The organism is Sinomonas sp. P47F7 (genome assembly GCF_049332655.1).
GTDB lineage: Bacteria > Actinomycetota > Actinomycetes > Actinomycetales > Micrococcaceae > Sinomonas.
Genome location: NZ_CP186327.1, coordinates 3,220,888 through 3,233,364, shown reverse-complemented (window position 1 = coordinate 3,233,364; position 12,477 = coordinate 3,220,888). Strand labels below are relative to the sequence as shown.

12 protein-coding genes are annotated in these 12,477 nt (G+C 67.5%); 8 read left to right on the top strand and 4 right to left on the bottom strand.

Going from position 1 to position 12,477, the window contains the following annotated elements; genetic code table 11:
* Positions 1-30 precede the first annotated feature (30 nt).
* The gene (locus ACOKR1_RS15030; RefSeq protein ID WP_422933796.1) at positions 31-630 is read right to left on the bottom strand and encodes a TetR/AcrR family transcriptional regulator; all 600 of its coding nucleotides are present in this window, start codon (positions 628-630) and stop codon (positions 31-33) included.
* A 121-nt stretch (positions 631-751) separates the two neighbouring features.
* Here ACOKR1_RS15030 and ACOKR1_RS15025 point away from each other — a divergent pair, with 121 nt between their 5' ends.
* The 3 genes from ACOKR1_RS15025 to ACOKR1_RS15015 are packed head-to-tail and all read left to right on the top strand — an operon-like array spanning position 752 to position 2,558.
* Positions 752-1,366 (top strand): DUF6230 family protein, encoded by a 615-nt coding sequence (locus ACOKR1_RS15025; protein WP_422933795.1) that lies wholly within the window; start codon positions 752-754, stop codon positions 1,364-1,366.
* Positions 1,357-1,806 carry a DUF6114 domain-containing protein gene (locus ACOKR1_RS15020; RefSeq protein ID WP_422933794.1) on the top strand — a complete coding sequence of 150 codons (450 nt, stop codon included), beginning with the start codon at positions 1,357-1,359 and terminating at the stop codon, positions 1,804-1,806. The genes ACOKR1_RS15025 and ACOKR1_RS15020 overlap by 10 nt, the downstream gene beginning before the upstream one ends.
* Positions 1,803-2,558, top strand: coding sequence for a hypothetical protein (locus ACOKR1_RS15015; RefSeq protein ID WP_422933793.1), 756 nt, complete (start codon positions 1,803-1,805; stop codon positions 2,556-2,558). The genes ACOKR1_RS15020 and ACOKR1_RS15015 overlap by 4 nt, the downstream gene beginning before the upstream one ends.
* Before the next feature lie 56 nt (positions 2,559-2,614).
* Here ACOKR1_RS15015 and ACOKR1_RS15010 read toward each other — a convergent pair whose 3' ends face one another.
* Complete coding sequence (locus ACOKR1_RS15010; protein ID WP_422933792.1) at positions 2,615-3,214, bottom strand: hypothetical protein; 600 nt, start codon at positions 3,212-3,214, stop codon at positions 2,615-2,617.
* A 285-nt stretch (positions 3,215-3,499) separates the two neighbouring features.
* On the opposite strand from ACOKR1_RS15010, the gene ACOKR1_RS15005 reads away from it, so the two are divergent.
* From ACOKR1_RS15005 to ACOKR1_RS14990, 4 genes are all read left to right on the top strand, one after another.
* Positions 3,500-3,658, top strand: coding sequence for a hypothetical protein (locus ACOKR1_RS15005; protein WP_422933791.1), 159 nt, complete (start codon positions 3,500-3,502; stop codon positions 3,656-3,658).
* A gap of 313 nt (positions 3,659-3,971) precedes the next feature.
* Positions 3,972-5,753, top strand: a complete 1,782-nt coding sequence (locus ACOKR1_RS15000) for an ABC transporter family substrate-binding protein (RefSeq protein WP_422933790.1) — start codon at positions 3,972-3,974, stop codon at positions 5,751-5,753.
* 191 nt (positions 5,754-5,944) lie between these two features.
* Positions 5,945-7,468, top strand: a complete 1,524-nt coding sequence (locus ACOKR1_RS14995; protein ID WP_422933789.1) for an ABC transporter permease subunit — start codon at positions 5,945-5,947, stop codon at positions 7,466-7,468.
* A 1-nt stretch (position 7,469) separates the two neighbouring features.
* Positions 7,470-8,684, top strand: a complete 1,215-nt coding sequence (locus ACOKR1_RS14990; protein ID WP_422933788.1) for an ABC transporter permease — start codon at positions 7,470-7,472, stop codon at positions 8,682-8,684.
* A gap of 31 nt (positions 8,685-8,715) precedes the next feature.
* Here ACOKR1_RS14990 and ACOKR1_RS14985 read toward each other — a convergent pair whose 3' ends face one another.
* Positions 8,716-9,342: a PH domain-containing protein gene (locus ACOKR1_RS14985; protein WP_422933787.1), complete on the bottom strand. Its 627-nt coding sequence runs from the start codon at positions 9,340-9,342 to the stop codon at positions 8,716-8,718.
* Positions 9,343-9,502: 160 nt separating this feature from the next.
* Here ACOKR1_RS14985 and ACOKR1_RS14980 point away from each other — a divergent pair, with 160 nt between their 5' ends.
* Positions 9,503-11,275, top strand: a complete 1,773-nt coding sequence (locus tag ACOKR1_RS14980; protein WP_422936660.1) for an ABC transporter ATP-binding protein — start codon at positions 9,503-9,505, stop codon at positions 11,273-11,275.
* Between the two features lie 190 nt (positions 11,276-11,465).
* Here the strand turns inward: ACOKR1_RS14980 and ACOKR1_RS14975 are convergent, their stop codons facing one another.
* The gene (locus ACOKR1_RS14975) at positions 11,466-12,386 is read right to left on the bottom strand and encodes an SGNH/GDSL hydrolase family protein (RefSeq protein WP_422933786.1); all 921 of its coding nucleotides are present in this window, start codon (positions 12,384-12,386) and stop codon (positions 11,466-11,468) included.
* Between the last annotated feature and the right edge of the window lie 91 nt (positions 12,387-12,477).

The following is a 12,477-nucleotide window of genomic DNA, read 5'->3' as shown; positions in this document are numbered from 1 at the left end:
ACCGCTCAACGTCATGCAGGTGAGCTTGCCTCAGAGCCGCTGGTCGCGCACGGCGTTCACCATGCCGTGCAGGGAGGCCTCAAGGAACCGCACGACGTCGTCGGCGCTCGTCTCCCGCTCGATCACCAGGCTGATCAGGGTCTCCTCGGCGAACGCGACCCAGGACCGCAGGGCGATGCGCAGGAGCGTGGTGTCTGCCAGGCCAAGCTCGATGAAGGAATCGGACAGGCGTTCGGCGTTCAGCTCCCGTGACTCGTCCACGATCCTCCGCACCGCGGGGTCGCCGCTGGCAGTGCCCCTGACCAACGAGTAGAAAGTTCCGCGGTGCTCCTGCACGAACACGGCGATCCTCAGCAGCGTGTCCCGGATCCGCTCGCGCGGCGCGAGGTCTTGGCGGGGAACGCTGGCGACGAGCAGGCTGTCCCGCGCCGTCGTGACCACCGCGCGGTGCATGCCCTGCCGGGTCTCAAAGTAGTGGAACACCAGCGGGCGCGAGACGCCTGCCCGGCGGGCGAGCTCGTCCATGGTCAGCTCGTCCAGCGCGTGGTCGGTCAGGAAGTTCACTCCGACCGCGATGAGCTGCGCCCTCCGGTCCTGGGGGCTGAGGCGGGCGCGCTGCGGTTCGGACACAGCAAAAAGTCTACTGATCGCCGGGACGCCACACCGGACCCCTATTGACTAACAGTCAACAGGCTCGGTATCTTCGACCGAGTCCCCGCCGCTCGGGGCGGGCCCTGTTTCAGGAGGATCAATGAAGTTCCCCGTCTCGCAGCGCGTCCGCAGGATGCGCGCGTCCCACGCAGGCCGCATCATGCTCGTCGCCGTGCCCTCGGCCCTCGCCGCCTCACTCCTGATGGGCGGCGTCGCCGAGGGAGCGGTGCCCGTCTCCTTCGCCGTGTCCGGCAGCCAGTTCCAGATCGGCGCCTCCCAGCTCAACGGAACCGGGTTCTCCCAGTACGCCGGCGTCGCCAAGGACACCGAAGGCAAGGAGCATCCCGTGGCGATCGCCAACATCAAGAGCGCCACCCTCGCCGACCTGTGCCAGGCCGTGGTCACGGAGACTCCGCTGGGCAAGGTGGGCGTGCTCATCAAGGCCGGCGGCGGCGGCAACCCCGCCTCGGCCTCTGACCTGCAGATCGGGATGACCGGGCTGAAGGGGGATGCGGCCTTCGGCAACATCCGCATCGGTGTGGACGCCTCGACGGTCAACACCGCGGCGAAGGGCTCCGCCGGCGACTTCGCGCAGGACTCCGGCAGCATCTCGATCACGAATCTGCAGCAGACAGCCTGGAGCACGCAGGCCTCGGTGTTCACCCTGACCGGGATGAGCATGCAGCTGACGGACGGGTCCCAGGGATGCTTCTGAGCAGCCGCGCGTCGACGACCACGGGGGACGGCATGCCTGTGCAGTCCCGGAGCGCCGCGGCGCCCGGACGGGCCGCCGGGTTCCGCAGCTGGCGCCGCGGGCGGCCGTTCGTCGGCGGCCTGCTGGCCGGCCTCGGCGGGGTGGAGATGTTCTTCTCCGGGCAGCTCGACCTCGGCCACCTGCACATCCAGCTCGGGATCGAAGGGCTCCAGGCCACCGTCATCCCGATCGCGCTGGTGCTGCTGGGAGTCCTGTCGGTCACCATGCCGGCCCACCACGTGTTCTACGGAATCCTCACGCTCGTGGTGGCCATCTACTCCCTCGTCGGCGTGAACATGGGCGGCTTCATCATCGGCATGCTCCTCTCCGGGGCCGGCGGAGTCCTGGTCGTCGCGTGGATGGGCCCGCCGGGGGCCAAGCGAGGAAAGAGGGCGGAGTGAACGTGCGCCGCATCCGCGCCGTGGCCGCCGTCCTGACCGCCTCGGTCCTCGCGCTGCCCTTCACCCTCGGAGCCGCTCGAGCCCCCGAGAGCGCCCCGACTGCGCTGTGCGTGCCGCTCCTGGACTCCTGCCCCACCTCGACGCCGAGCCCCTCGGCGCCGGGGCCGGGCACGTCGACCCCGGGACCGGGCGCCCCCGGGCCGCTCCCCATCGTCCCCGGCACCCTGCTGCCGGGCCTCGGGACCAGCCCCGCCGCCCCGGCGGTCCCGGGCGTGGGGTCGACGACCCCCGAGCCGACATCCAGCGCCCCGGTGGCGGCGCCCCGGGACAGCGGGACACCGGTCTTCACCAAGACGCCGGCCTCGATGGGATCCCAGAGCCTGTCCTTCACGGGCCTCAGCTCGGTCAGCATCGTGACCGTGCCGACCGCCGACGGCAGCGGCCAACGCGCCCTGAAGATCACCGCCGACTCGATCACCATCACCGGGTTCACCCTTACCGTGCGGCACGCCAACGGCCCCGGCCTCGTCACGTCGGCGGACAAGATGGTGCTCAGCGGGCACGTCAGCGTCTACCTGGGGTCGGTCACCGGCACGACCTCCAACGGGCGCAGTCTGGCGCTCGGCACCGACACGCCTCCACCGCTCGACGATGTCGCGCCCGGCCTCCTCAGGGTCACCATGGGCCTCGTCGGGGCCACGGCAGATTTGATCAGCTACACGAACACCGACCAGCGGATGGTGCAGCCTTAGCCTTCGTGCCAGGACCGGCCGCGCCGCTCCGACTAGCGGGTGAACCGACGCTCGTGTTAGTCGACGACGAGTCGGCGGGTGGCAGGGTCGACCCGGACTCGTCCCGTGGCGAGCAGTTCGGTCGGCTCTACTGGCGTAAAGCTCAGCTCCTCCCGAGCGTTCGAGGAGCCGCGGAGGACGCGCTCGACCTCGTCACGCGGGAGGGGGTCGGCGCCTTCGTATCGGACGAGGGAGTGGACCCCGGCGATGACACCGTTGGAGTTGTAGCCGACCCAGCTGGACTGTTCCGCGGGAAAGGGATCGGGGCCGAGGTCGGAGTAATGCTTCGCGGGCGCGTCGATCTCGCTGAGGCGCGAGCTGTACGGAGATGAGAGGAACAGCGTGCCGACCGCCGCTGCCTTGACATCCTCGTCCGCCCAGACCTGAAGCACCACAAGATCGGTGGTTGCCCGAAGGACGGATTCTCCGCCGAACGGGGCCTCGCCATACCAGGCCGAGCTCCGTCCGTCGGCGATCCGCACCCAAGCAGGTGAACCCCACACCGCGGTGAGGGCGGCCTGTCCGAGTACCCTGCTGCGCGGCACTGAGATCAGCTGTGTGGACGCGCGTTGCTGGCCTAGCCAGTACTTGTAGACGGCGCTGATGACCACGTCCATGTTCGGACTCCTCACAGGTGTTCTGACTACTAGAGCGGATGGTGCCGTGAGTAAACGCTGTGGTGCGACGGAGGGTCAAGTCCTCGAAGAGACCAGATGACAAGGGCCCCCGGGAAGGCGAGGTAGACCGGGCGTTCTCCTATGTCACCTTGAATATGCAGAGATATTCTGAGCCCTGAGCGGCTTGCACCGGGGTACGCCGTTGAGTGAACAGGGGCGCAGATGACGACTATTCCGACGGGTTATCGTCCGCTTCCGTGTCCACTGTGCAGGTCTCAGGTCGCCGTGAGCTGGGAACACGAGGCGTCACTCGCGGACGAAGGTCCCCGGTGGATCCCGACGAATCCCCAGTGCACGAACTATTCGTGCACCCTCTCCTCCTCCGACCTCGACGGCCACGAAAAGGCCCTCCTCGCGAGGTCGATCGCAAACTGGTTCGGGTGACGCGCGCGGCCAGGCGGGCGTGGCGGAGCGATTGACGACGGCGGCGTACCGCTGGGTAGGGCGCATGATCTCAGGCGCCTAGCGATTGGGGTATCCCAATCGCTGATGTCCAACGAGTGTTCGATCGTGGTTAATCTGAAAGATATGTTGCAGCTCGATAACAACCTTAATCTGAAACGGAGCTTTCGTAGCCACCGACGCCGGACTGTGCGTAGGCTGTGTGCCATGTGAGGCGCGCCACGTCCCTGTGTCTCGGGGGAGGGCCGTCCCGCCGGATATCACCGGCACTTCATTCATGGAACAAGGAGGCGGAATGCGTTTCGGGCGTATTTCCAAGGTGGTGGGGATTGCGGCAGCTGCTGCGCTTGCCCTCAGCGCCTGCGCAACCCAGGGCGGATCGACGTCACCCTCGTCGAGCGGCTCGGCTGCCAAGCAGGGCGGCAGCGCCACTGTTGTCGAGGTGAACGCGGTCAACACGTTCAACCCCAACACCGCAGACGGCAACACGGACATCAACTCCAAGATCAGCCTCGCGACCCACTGGGGCTTCTACTACGTGGACAACTCGCTCAAGATTGTCCACAACGAGAAGTTCGGGCACTACGAGAAGACCTCGGACAGCCCGCTGACCGTTAAGTACACGATGAATGACGGCGTGAAGTGGTCCGACGGGACGCCCGTCACCGCCTACGACATCGCGCTCAACTGGGCGGCCAACTCGGGTTGGTTCGATGACGAGAACTCCAAGGCCAAGACCGGCACGGCGTACTTCTCGACCGCAGCCGACACCACGGGTACGAACGCCACCAAGTTCCCTGACGTTTCCTCGGACGGCAAGACGTTCACCCTGACGTACACCACGCCGTACGCCGACTGGGAGACCGCGATCGGCCCGAGCAACGGCACGATCGACATCCCGGCCCACGTGGTGGCCAAGAAGGCCGGCCTCGCGGACGCCAAGGCGCTCTTCGACCTCATGAAGGGTATGAAGAAGGGCGACCCGGCCAGCCCGCAGCCGGCGAACGAGACGCTCAAGAAGGCCTCCGACTTCTACAACACGGGCTTCGATTCGAAGACGCTCCCCACAGACACGAGCCTCTTCCTCTCGAACGGCCCGTACGTGGTCAAGGACATGGTCGCTGACCAGTCCATGACGCTCGTCCGGAACAAGGACTTCAACTGGGGCCCGACCCCGAACCTCGACCAGATCACGATCCGGTACATCGGTTCGGCCCCTGCGCAGATCCAGGCGCTCAAGAACGGCGAGGCAGACATCATCGCCCCGCAGGCGTCTTCGGACACGCTCCAGCAGCTCAAGGCGATTCAGGGCGTGACGGTCAATCAGGGCAACCAGCTCTCCTACGACCACCTCGACCTGAACTTCAGCGGCCCGTTGGCCGACAAGGACGTCCGCACGGCGTTCATGCTCACGGTTCCGCGCCAGGACATCGTGGACAAGATCATCAAGCAGATGGATCCGAACGCGAAGCCGCTCGACTCGCAGCTCTTCGTTCCGCAGCAGGCTGCGTACGCCGACTCGGCCAAGAACAACGGCTCCTCGGCCTACGATTCGGTCAACATCGACAAGGCCAAGCAGCTCCTGGCCGGCAAGACGCCCACGATCAAGATCATGTACAACAAGGACAACCCGAACCGTGTTGACGCCTACACCCTCATCACGGCGAGCGCGACGAAGGCAGGCTTCAACATTGTCGACGGCGGCCTTGGCAAGTCTGACTGGGGCAAGGCGCTCGGCAAGGGCGGCTACGACGCGACGATCTTCGGTTGGATCAACCCGGGTGTGGGTGTCTCCGGCGTTCCGCAGATCTTCAAGTCGGGCAACGGCAACAACTTCAACAAGTTCTCGGATTCCGGGGCTGACGCGCTCATGACTCAGCTCGTCCAGACCACGGACCAGAGCAAGCAGACCGACCTCGAGAAGCAGATCGACCAGAAGATCTGGGCAGCCTCCTACGGCGTCCCGCTCTTCCAGGCGGTCGGCGTGCAGGCCTTCAGCGACCGCGTGACGGGCGTAAAGTACATGCCGAACAGCAGCGGCGTGTGGTGGAACTTCTGGGAGTGGGCTGCTAAGTAGCCCCCGTTCTCCAGAGTTCTGATGCTGAGAAGCGCCGGGACCGAGCTCGTGGGTCCCGGCGCTTTGCAGCGCCTCCGGCATAAACCCGCCACCCCGCCGTCGGGCCCCCGCCGACCGCGGGATCAGCCCTAGGCCCCCTACAAGCTGTCCGACCACCTTTCGGAGAGCTGACTTTCGAGGTACAACGAAACATGGTGACATACGTCGTCCGGCGCCTCATCACCGCAGCCCTGATCCTCCTTGGCGCGTCCTATCTGGTCTATAACCTGACCGCGCTCTCTGGGGATCCATTGGCCGACTTGAGGACAAATCCCAACTCCGCCCAGCTCATGCAGGCGCGCTCCCAGCTTCTCGATCTGGACACCCCGGCGCCGATCAGATACTTCAAATGGCTCGGCGGCGCCGCGAGCTGCCTCGCGGGCAACTGCGATCTCGGCAAGAACATCGCCGGGCAGCCCGTGACCCAGGCCCTCGGTCAGGCGCTCGTCCAGACTCTGACTCTCGTTACGGGCGCTGCGATTCTGGCCATCCTCGTGGGCGTCGCCCTCGGCATCATCACCGCCCTGCGTCAGTACAGCGCGCTGGACTACGGCGTGACGTTCTTGGCCTTCCTCTTCTTCTCGCTGCCGATCTTCTGGGTCGCTGTCCTCCTCAAGGAGTATGGCGCCATCGGCTTCAACAACTTCCTGGCCCATCCGGACATCCCGCTGACGGTCGCCTTGGGAATCGGACTCGTGTTCGGCATCATCGCCGGCGTGGTCACCGGCGGTGGCCTGCGGCGCAAGGCCATCGTCGGCGCCATCGCGTTCGCGTTCGTGACCCTCGTGCTCGTGGTTGCGAGCCTCACACAGTGGTTCCGGTACCCGGGCCTGGGCCTTGGCGTCATCCTCGTCGCCGGCGTCGGCATCGCGTTCGCCATCACGGTCCTCGCAGCCGGCCTGCAGAACCGCCGCGCTCTCTACGCGGGCCTCACGACCGTCGTCATTGGAGCCGCGGTCTACTTCCCGATCCAGTCGCTGCTCGACCTCGCAACGCCGCTCATGGTCCTCATCCTCGCGGTCGTGACCGTGGCGGTCGGCATCGCGGTGGGCTACTTCTGGGGCGGCTACGATCGCGGCCAGGGCATGCGCGTGGGCGGCATCACCGCGTTCATCGTCGGTGGCCTGATCATGCTCGACCGCTTCGCGCAGGCGTGGCCCGCGTACTTCGGGAACGGCCTCGTCCGCGGCCGCCCCATCGCGACCATTGGCGGCGCGACGCCAAACTTCCAGGGCGACTTCTGGACCACGGGGATCGACTCGTTCACCCACCTGGTCCTGCCGACGGTCGCCCTCGTGCTCATCTCCCTCGCGAGCTACACGCGGTACACCCGCTCGTCGATGCTCGAGGTCATGAACATGGACTACATCCGCACGGCCCGCGCGAAGGGCGCGAGCGAGCGGTCCGTCGTGATGCGCCATGCCTTCCGCAACGCGCTCATCCCGATCTCGACCGTCGTCGCCCTCGACATCGGCCAGCTGATCGGCGGCGCCGTCATCACCGAGACGGTCTTCTCCGTCCACGGGATGGGCTTCATGTTCCTCGACGGCATCTCGCGCGTTGACCCTAACCCGGTCATGGGCGTCTTCGTGTGTGTCGCGATCACGGCCCTGGCCTTCAATCTCATCGCGGACCTCGTCTACTCCGCTCTCGATCCACGCGTAAGGGTGAAGTGACATGAGCCATCAGCCACAGCAGGAAGACGTGCTGGCTGGGCCCACTGGTTCAGCGGCGAAGGAGGCCAAGGCACCCGCGGCCGGCATCGAGCCCGTCAGCGAGACCAAGGGCCTGAGCCTCGGCCAGATCGTCCGGAAACGCTTCTTCGGGCACTCGGGTGCCCTCGCGGGCCTCGTGGTCTTCGGCATCATCTTCATCCTCGCGTTCTCGTCCGAGGGATGGGGCCCGATCCCCGGCTGGTGGAAGTACCAGCACGATCAGGTCACCCCGCTCGTGAACGAGGGCGTCCCGACGTGGACGCTCGCGCCATTCAGCTTCGGCGACCACCCGTTCGGCCAGGACCGGATCGGCCGCGACCTCTTCGCCATGACGATGCGCGGCGCCCAGCAGTCCATCATCGTCATGATCATCATCGGCCTCGTGGCCGGGATCATCGGCGTCGTCGTCGGCTCGCTCGCGGGCTATTTTCGCGGTTGGGTCGAGACGATCCTCATGCGGCTGACCGACATCATCATCATCATTCCCGTGCTGCTCCTCGCCGCGGTCATGTCGCAGACGGCCGGCCGCCGCGACGCGGGAACGTGGTTCGCGCAATTCGCAGCGAACAACGGCGTCGTCGTGCTCGGCATCTTCCTCGGCTTGGTCGTGTGGGTCTCCCTTGCTCGCCTCGTTCGAGGCGAGTTCCTCTCGCTCCGAGAGCGCGAGTTCGTCGACGCGGCCCGGATCTCGGGCGCCTCCAACTTCCGGATCATCTTCAAGCACATCCTGCCGAACGCGATCGGCGTCGTGATCGTCAACGGGACGCTCATCATGTCCTCGGCGATCCTGCTCGAGACGGCGCTGAGCTACCTCGGCGTCGGCGTCAAGTCTCCGGATACGTCGCTTGGTCTCCTCATCTCGCAGAACCAGGAGGCGTTCTCAACGCGTCCGTGGCTCTTCTGGTGGCCGGGCCTCTTCATCGTGCTCATCTGCCTCAGCATCAACTTCATCGGCGACGGCCTGCGCGACGCGTTCGACCCGCGCCAGAAGAAGTTCAACGCGAAGCGGGCCAAGGACCGCAAGGTCCGCGGCGGCGCCATCCCCGCGGGCGCAACGGCCGGGACGTCTCTTGACGTGGGCGGGACCGTGAGCTCGGTAACGGCTGCAGTGCCCGACTCCGAGGCGTTCGGCGGTGCGCCGGACCGCGCCGAGGATGGTCCGGGCGGGAAGCCCTGACGTGAGCCCCTGCGCGGCCCCGGCCCGCCGGTCAGGCGGTGAGAGTCACGACAGTCGCGGCGGCGAGCACAAGGGTCGCCGCGAGGATGCCCCACGCTGCGCCGCGCAGAACGGGCGTCTCGCCCGCCCGGCCGCCCGTGACGGAGCCGCGCTCCACCTGCTCCGCCCACCGGCGGCGCACGAGGAGCGCGGCTTGGCCGGAGACGGTCTGCGGGAGGTCGCCCGGACGGACGGATTGGGAAGGTCCATAGGCGCTCGCGGGGAGACCCTTGAGGTTCTCGGGGCGCGCGTGGCGCGCTCCGAGGACTCCCGGAGCTGGGGCGGCCCACGCCGAGAACTTGCCCGACTCGGTCCCGAGGGTGAGTGCGAACTTCGTGTCCACGTAGGCCAGCGCCTCCCACGGCACGCCGATGCGGCGCAGCGGGTTGACGAGTTCGACGCCGGCATCGCTCACCACGACGGCGGGTCGCCAGAAAAGCGCCCAGCCGGCGAACGCCATGAGGGCCAGCGGCGCCGCAAAGCGCAGCCCCACGAGGCCGGACTGGGCCACCGTGACCACGGCCCCGAACACCGCGAGCGCCCACAGCACGATGGCCAGGGCCTTGTTGCTGCGGGCCTTGAAGACGTCGACTGGACCGGCATGCTGCAGAGCGCTCATGCCCCCATAATTCAGGATTCCGTCCTTCGGGCCAAAGCAGCCCGGCGGGGACGGTGCACGGAAGGAAAAGCACACGATGACTGAGAACCTCGGCATGGCAGGAAAGTCGCGCCGCTCCGCGAAGGGCGGTGGCATCGGGGGCGATCTGGTGAAAGGCCAGATGGTGCTCGAGGTCAAGGACCTGAGCGTCGATTTCGGCGTCGAGAAGGAATGGGTTCCGGCGGCGATCAACCTCAATTACGAGGTGCGCGCGGGCGAGGTCCTCGCGATCGTGGGCGAGTCGGGTTCGGGCAAGTCCGCGAGCTCGATGGCGCTCCTCGGTCTCCTGCCGTCGAACAGCCGCGTGGCCGGGAGCGTCAAGCTCGCGGGCCAGGAGCTGCTCGGCAAGGACCGCTCGGCGACCCGAAAGGTCCGCGGCAACGACGTCGCCGTCATCTTCCAGGAGCCCATGACGGCCCTCAACCCCGTGTACACGATCGGGAACCAGATTGTGGAGACCATCCGCCTCCACAACCCGGTCTCCCCTGACGAGGCGAGGGCCCGTGCCATCAAGATGCTCGAGCTCGTCGAGCTTCCGGACCCCGAGAAGGCCTTCAAGTCCTACCCGCACCAGCTCTCGGGCGGCCAGCGCCAGCGCGCCATGATTGCGCAGTCCCTCTCGTGCGATCCCAAGCTCCTCATCGCCGATGAGCCCACGACCGCCCTCGACGTGACCGTCCAGGCCGAGATCCTCGACCTCATGCGGCACCTCAAGGACAAGCTCAACAGCGCGGTCATCCTCATCACGCACGACATGGGCGTCGTCGCCGACCTCGCGGACCGCATTGCGGTCATGCGCCGCGGCGTGATCGTCGAGGCGGGCAGCGCGGAGCAGATCTTCCACAGCCCGCAGCATGAGTACACGCAGGCGCTCCTCGCCGCCGTGCCGCACCTCGGGCAGGGCTCCGAGTCGGAGTCCGAGGTCGACATCACGGCCGCGCTTGCCGCTGCGACCCACACCGAGCTCGAGGCCGTCGACGCCGCCGAGCTCGCCGAGCGCGAGAAGGAGAACCGCGCGGCCCTCGCCGAGGCCGAGGCCGCTGTCGAGCGGCGCGGCGCCCCCATCCTCGAGCTCAAGGGCGTGGCCATCGAGTACCCGAAGCAGGGCCGTGTCCCCGCGTTCCGGGCCGTCGAGGGCGCCGACCTCATCGTGTACCCGGGCCAGGTCGTGGGCCTCGTGGGCGAGTCCGGCTCGGGCAAGACGACGATCGGCCGCGCCGCCGTCGGCCTCCTCCCGGTCGCCGAGGGCTCGCTCAAGGTCGTGGGGCGGGAGATCTCGAGCCTCAAGAAGAACTCAAAGGAGCTCCACGACATCCGCCGCTCGGTCGGCATGGTGTTCCAGGACCCCTCGTCCTCGCTCAACCCGCGCCTCCCGATCGGCGAGTCGATCGGCGAGCCGATGTTCCTCGCTGGCGTCGCGAAGGGCGCGGACCTGCAGAAGCGCGTCGAGACGCTCCTCGACCAGGTCGAGCTGCCCCGCTCGTACCGCAACCGCTACCCGCACGAGCTCTCCGGCGGCCAGAAGCAGCGCGTCGGGATCGCCCGCGCGCTCTCGCTCAAGCCGAAGCTCATGGTCGCGGATGAGCCCACGTCCGCGCTCGACGTCTCGGTCCAGGCCAAGGTCCTCGAGCTCTTCCAGGCGCTCCAGAAGGAGCTCGGCTTCGCGGCGCTCTTCGTGACCCACGACCTCGCGGTGATCGACGTGCTCGCGGATCACATCTGCGTCATGCAGCGCGGCAGGATCGTCGAGCAGGGCTCGCGCGACCAGATCCTGCGCAACCCGCAGGAGGCCTACACGCAGCGTCTCCTCGCGGCGGTCCCGCTACCGGATCCGGAGAAGCAGCGCGAGCGCCGCGAGCTCCGAGAGCTGCTCCTCGCGAGCGGCATCGAGTAGGCGGCATCGAGTAGGCGGCATCGAGTTAAGCGTGTCGGCACGGGAAGTCACCTTCTCGCGACGAAGTCACCCTCAAGGGGACTTACTGAGCGATTGGGTGACTTCCTCCCGGCGCCACGGGCCGGCTGCAGACCCGTCCGGCTAGTGGGCCCGGTCAGTCGTGAGGCCCGGTAAGTCGTCGGGCCCCCGGTCAGCCGATGCCGAATCCCTTGGCCTTGATTGCCTCCGCGAGCACGGGCGCGAGCCGCGCCTTGCCCGCGGGCTTGAGGTGGACGCCGTCGGCAAGCTGGTTCGCGAGATCGTAGCGGGAAATCCAGTCGCCGCACGCGATGAACGGGACCCCGAGTTCCGCCGTGGTGCGCCCCACGAGCGCGTCGACCTCGCTGCGCCGCCCCCCGCCGTCTGCCGTTGACTTTGCGAGGGTGCCGATCACGAGCTTCTTCGCGGACGGATACGTGCGCGCGAGCTCCGCAAGGAGCGACGACTCGCCGTGCGCGATGGCGGCGTCCGTCGAGCGCTGCGAGGCGTCGTTCCCGCCGCCCTGCACCACCACCAGCGCGGGGTCCCCATAGGGCAGGAGCCAATCGCCGAGGCGCAGCGCGGTGACGTAATCGTGCACGGGCGGGTTGGATACCGTGTAGCCGGTGCCGCCGCGCCCCGCGAAGTAGACCGTGTAGCCAGCCTGCTCGAGTCCCCACCGCACCCAACTGTCCTGCGGTGCAGACTGGGAGTCGCCGATGAGCACGGCGGTCTTCGCGAGGCTCCCGAGCACGACCTCCCGGCGCCCGTCGGCGGGGTTGAAGTAGATCGAGCCGAGCGGGAGCTGATCCGGCGCGGCGCTGCTGAAGCCCTTGGGCAGGCTCGTGCTCAGCGTGAGCGGCACGAATCCGGCGGCCGCGACGCGTGCCCCGAGGGCGGACGACGGCGCGTTGTCGGCTACCGAGGTGCTGGCCGCGGGTGCCGCGCACCCGCTCGCGGCGAGGGCTGCGAGGAGGACGACGACGCCGGCCCAGGCAGCGCGCCGGGCGCGACGCAGGCTCAGATCGGCCCGCGCAATTCCCGGGTCGAGTGGGCTAATTAGGTCCATCCGGCCCTCCGCGGGAATCGGCACTCGTAGATCCATCGTAAGATAGAATCGCTGGCCCTGAAGAGGGTCCGTTCCGTTGTGCCTCAGCCGTTCGAGCTTTGTCAGGCGCCGGACT

Bases quoted from the DNA above. Each gene is read 5' to 3' on its own strand.
- ACOKR1_RS15010 (WP_422933792.1), bottom strand. From the start codon at position 3,214: ATGGACGTGGTCATCAGCGCCGTCTACAAGTACTGGCTAGGCCAGCAA.
- ACOKR1_RS14980 (WP_422936660.1), top strand. From the start codon at position 9,503: ATGGTGCTCGAGGTCAAGGACCTGAGCGTCGATTTCGGCGTCGAGAAG.
- ACOKR1_RS14985 (WP_422933787.1), bottom strand. From the start codon at position 9,342: ATGAGCGCTCTGCAGCATGCCGGTCCAGTCGACGTCTTCAAGGCCCGC.
- ACOKR1_RS15020 (WP_422933794.1), top strand. From the start codon at position 1,357: ATGCTTCTGAGCAGCCGCGCGTCGACGACCACGGGGGACGGCATGCCT.
- ACOKR1_RS15000 (WP_422933790.1), top strand. From the start codon at position 3,972: ATGCGTTTCGGGCGTATTTCCAAGGTGGTGGGGATTGCGGCAGCTGCT.
- ACOKR1_RS14990 (WP_422933788.1), top strand. From the start codon at position 7,470: ATGAGCCATCAGCCACAGCAGGAAGACGTGCTGGCTGGGCCCACTGGT.
- ACOKR1_RS14995 (WP_422933789.1), top strand. From the start codon at position 5,945: ATGGTGACATACGTCGTCCGGCGCCTCATCACCGCAGCCCTGATCCTC.
- ACOKR1_RS15025 (WP_422933795.1), top strand. From the start codon at position 752: ATGAAGTTCCCCGTCTCGCAGCGCGTCCGCAGGATGCGCGCGTCCCAC.